This is a genomic window from Variovorax sp. 20P10.2.4 (genome assembly GCF_058244205.1).
Map to the genome: position 1 here is coordinate 1 of NZ_JBZAYE010000623.1, position 4229 is coordinate 4229.

The window sequence follows — 4229 nt, forward strand, 5'->3', positions numbered from 1 at the left end:
GCCGACCAGCGGCCCGGCGCGCACGGCGGCATCCGGGCTCGAGGTCACGCTGGGCGTCCGCGCCGACACGGGGCCGGCGCTGCGCTACCGCCGCGTCATCGCGCTGGACTGAGCGCCTGCCGCGCCCTACTTCACCATCTGGTTGATCTCCATGATCGGCAGCATCACCGCGAGCACGATCAGCATCACCACCGCGCCCATGCCGAGGATCATCAGCGGCTCGAGCAACGCCGTCAGCCGCGTGGCGCGGCGCTCGAGGTCGCGCGAGAGATTGGCGGCCGCGCGCTCGAGCATGGGCGCGAGCGCGCCGGTCTTCTCGCCGCTCGCCACCAGGTGGATCAGGTTGGAGGGAAACACCTTCTGCACGCGCAGCGCCGAGGCCAGCGGCGCGCCCTCGCGCACGCGCGCGGCGGTGTCGGCCGCGCACTGCTTGAGCCGGTCGTTGCCCATGGTCTCGCGCGCGGCATCGAGCGAGCGCAGCAGGGGCACGCCCGCGTCCATCAGGATCGCCAGGGTCGAGGCGAAGCGCGCGGTGTTCACGCCCAGCACGTACTTGCCCACCATCGGCACGCGCAGCAGGAAGCCGTGCCAGCGAAGCCGCGCCGCGTCGTCGCGCAGCGACCAGCGCCACAGCGCGAAGGCGGCGCCCAGCACCAGCGCCGTGAGCCATCCCCATTCGCGCACGTAGCCGCTCGCGCCCAGCATCACGCGCGTCAGCAGCGGCAGCTCCTGCCGCGCCTGCGAGAACGCGCTGACCACCTGCGGCACCACGTAGCCGAGCAGGAAGATCACGATGCACACCGAGACGAAGGCCACCACGCCGGGATAGATGAAGGCGGTGAGCATCTTGCTGCGCAGGTTGTCGCGGCCCTCGAGGTAGTCGGCCAGCCGCTCCATCACGCGCGCCAGCTCGCCCGAGTCCTCGCCGGCACCGATCAGCGCGCGGTAGATCGCGGGAAAGTCGCGCGGCCGCTCGCCCAGCGCATCGGCCAGCCGCATGCCGCCGCGCACGTGGTTGCACACCGCGCTCAGCGCCTCGGCCACCACCTTCTGCTCGGCCTGCTCGATGGTGGCCATCAGGGCCGACTCCAGCGGCAGCCGCGCGCCCAGCAGGCTCGCGAGTTCGCGCGTGGCCCACAGCAGGTCGGTGGCGCTCAATCGCGGCCCGAACCATGAGCCGCCGCCGCCCGCCACCTCGTGCACGCCCAGCGCGGTCAGCCCGCGCTCGCGCAACTGCAGCCGCACGGCGCGCTGCGACTCGGCCTCCATCGTGCCGGCCTGGATCTGCCCGCCCGCGTTGGCGGCCTCGAAATGAAAGCGTGGCATGGGGTGCGGCACTAGCTGTCGTCGCGCGTCACGCGCAGGATCTCCTCGGGCGTGCTGATGCCCGCGGCGACCCAGCGCTGGCCGTCCTCGCGCATGGTGCGCATGCCGCGGCGGCGCGCCACCTCGCGCATGGCGTGCTCGTTGCCGCCGTCGTGGATGATGCGGCGGATCTCGTCGTCGATGACGAACAGCTCGTGGATGCCGGTGCGGCCCTTGAAGCCGGTGTGGTTGCAGTGGCCGCAGCCCACCGGCACCCAGCGGGTGCTGCCGTCGGCCTGGGTCTCGGCGCGCTTGCAGCGCACGCACAGGCAGCGCACCAGCCGCTGCGCCAGCACGCCCAGCAGCGACGAGGACAGCAGGAAGGGCTCGATGCCCATGTCGGTCAGCCGCGTGACCGCCGAGATCGAATCGTTGGTGTGCAGCGAGGCGAGCACGCCGTGGCCCGTGAGCGAGGACTGCACCGCGATCTGCGCGGTCTCCAGGTCGCGGATCTCCCCGATCATGATGTTGTCGGGGTCCTGGCGCAGCGCGGCCCGCAGCGCGGCGCCGAAGCTCATGCCGATCTTGGCGTGCACCGGGATCTGGTTGACGCCCGGCAGGTCGTACTCGACCGGGTCCTCCACCGAGAGGATGTTGCTCACGCTCTTGTCGAGCTGGCCCAGCGCGGCATAGAGCGTGGTCGTCTTGCCGCTGCCGGTCGGCCCGGTCACGAGCACGATGCCGTGCGGCTGGCGGATCAGCCGCGTCAGCGCTTCCAGCGTGTCGCCCGCCAGGCCCAGCCGCTCGAGCTGCAGCCGGCCCGCGTCCTTCTCGAGCAGGCGCAACACGGCGCGTTCGCCATGCACGGTCGGCACGGTCGACACGCGCACGTCGATCGGCCGCCCGCCCACGCGCAGCGTGATGCGGCCGTCCTGCGGCACGCGCTTCTCGGCGATGTCGAGCTGCGACATGATCTTGATGCGCGAGATCAGCGCGGCATGCAGTTCCTTGCGCGGCGAGACCACGTCGCGCAGCGCGCCGTCCACGCGGTAGCGCACCACCGAGTGGGTCTCGAAGGCCTCGAAGTGCACGTCGCTGGCGCCGTCGCGCGCGGCCTGCGCGAGCAGTGCGTTGATCATGCGGATGACGGGCGCGTCGTCCTGCGCATCGAGCAGGTCGGTCACGGCCGGGATGTCCTGCATCAGCCGCTCCAGGTCGACCTCGGACTCGGCCGCGCCGACCACGGCGGCGGCGCTGCCGGCCTCGGCATAGCGCGTCGACAGCAACAGGTCCATCTCCGCCTCGGACACCTCGTGCCAGGCCTGCAGGCCGGTCTGGCGCTGCGCCTCGGCCAGCGCCCAGCCCGGCGTGCTCGGGCTCAGGACCAGCGCCATGGCCTCGCTGTCGCCCTGCACCACGAGGCGCTGCGCACGCGCCCAGCCGTGCGGCAAGGTCGGCTGTGCCGCGGCATTCATGGCGCCACCACGATCTCGGGCCGGTAGCCCAGTTCGCGCAGCACGCCCGCCGCGGTGTCGACCGCGCGCGCATCGCGCGGCAGGTCCACGCGCACCGCATAGCCGATGCCGCCCGGGCCGGCCACGATGTAAGCGGGCAGGCCGCTGATGCGCACGCGCTTGGCGATGCGCACCGCGTCGGGCTCCTGCGCGAGGTCCGCCACCTGCAGCACGCTGCGGTTGTTCTCTGGCGTGGCGTACAGCACGGCCGGATCGCCGGTCACGCCGACGTTGGCGGGCAGCTGCGAGCGCATCTCGGGCTCGCGCGGCGCGTTCGGCGCGAGCGGCTGGTGCACCTCGCGCTCGCTCCGGGTGGGCGGCGGACCCTGCTCGCGCGTGCTGCTCCACTGCTCGGGCCGCAGGTCCAGCTTGGGGGCCGCGCCGGCCACCGGCAGGTCGGGCGGCGGCAGGATCGGTGCCGGCATGTCGGGCAGCACGAGGTGCCGCCCAGGCTGCACGCGGCTTTGCTGCGTGCGCATGAAGTTGTAGCGGTCCTGGGTCAGGCCGCGGCCGGCATTGGCATCGCGGATCACGTAGGGCCGCAGGAAGATCATCAGGTTCGTCTTCGCGCGCTGCCGCTTGTCGTAGCGGAACAGGTTGCCGAGCACCGGGATCGTGCCCAGGCCCGGCACCGTCTCGGTCGTGCTGGTGACGCTATCCTCGAGCAGGCCGCCCAGCACCATGATCTGGCCGTCGTCGAGCAGCACGCTGGTGTCGAGCGCGCGCTTGTTGGTCACGATGCCCGCGATGCCGGAGTTCTGGTCGTCGATGCTCGAGACCTCCTGGTAGATGTCGAGCTTGACCGTGCCGCCCTCGGAGATCTGCGGCCGGATCTTGAGCTGCAGCCCGATGTCCTCGCGCGTCACGGTCTGGAACGGGTTGTCCGAGCCACCGCCGCCCGGCGTGATGTACTGGCCGCTGACGAAGGGCACGGTCTTGCCCACGATGATCGAGGCCGCCTCGTTGTCGAGCGTCATGATGTTCGGCGTCGAGAGGATGTTGACGCCGCCCTTGGTCTGCAGCGCGCGCGCCAGCAGGTTGAGGTTGGCGATCTCGCCCACGCCGGGCAGCTTCACCGTGCCGTCGAGCACGCCGAGGTTCAGGCCCTTGGGCAGCAGGTCGATGGTGTTGGTGGCGCTGGTGTTCAGGCCCGCGCCGCCGCCGAGGTTGGTGCCGCCGATGAAGCGGCCGTTGTTGCGCATCCACTGGATGCCCAGCTGCGCCGCGTCCTGCTCGGTGACCTCCACGATCAGGCTTTCGACCAGCACCTGCGCGCGCCGCTGATCGAGCAGGTCGATCACGCGCCGCACGCTGCGGTACATGGGCTCGGGCGCCGCGATGATCAGCGTGTTGGTGGTCGCATCGGCCTGCACCGTCACGCCGTTGGCCGAGAAGGCCGTGCCCGTGCTG

At 71.7% G+C, this 4229-nt stretch carries 3 protein-coding genes; all 3 read right to left on the reverse strand.

Annotated elements, in window-relative coordinates; genetic code table 11:
- Positions 1-126 precede the first annotated feature (126 nt).
- Positions 127-1326, reverse strand: a complete 1200-nt coding sequence (gene gspF, locus AC27VN_RS34430) for a type II secretion system inner membrane protein GspF (RefSeq protein ID WP_208508309.1) — start codon at positions 1324-1326, stop codon at positions 127-129.
- Between the two features lie 11 nt (positions 1327-1337).
- Positions 1338-2780, reverse strand: a complete 1443-nt coding sequence (gspE, locus tag AC27VN_RS34435; protein WP_296787437.1) for a type II secretion system ATPase GspE — start codon at positions 2778-2780, stop codon at positions 1338-1340.
- The coding region (gene gspD, locus AC27VN_RS34440) for a type II secretion system secretin GspD (protein WP_490879492.1) at positions 2777-4229 on the reverse strand (1453 nt) is incomplete at its 5' end. The genes gspE and gspD, both read right to left, overlap by 4 nt.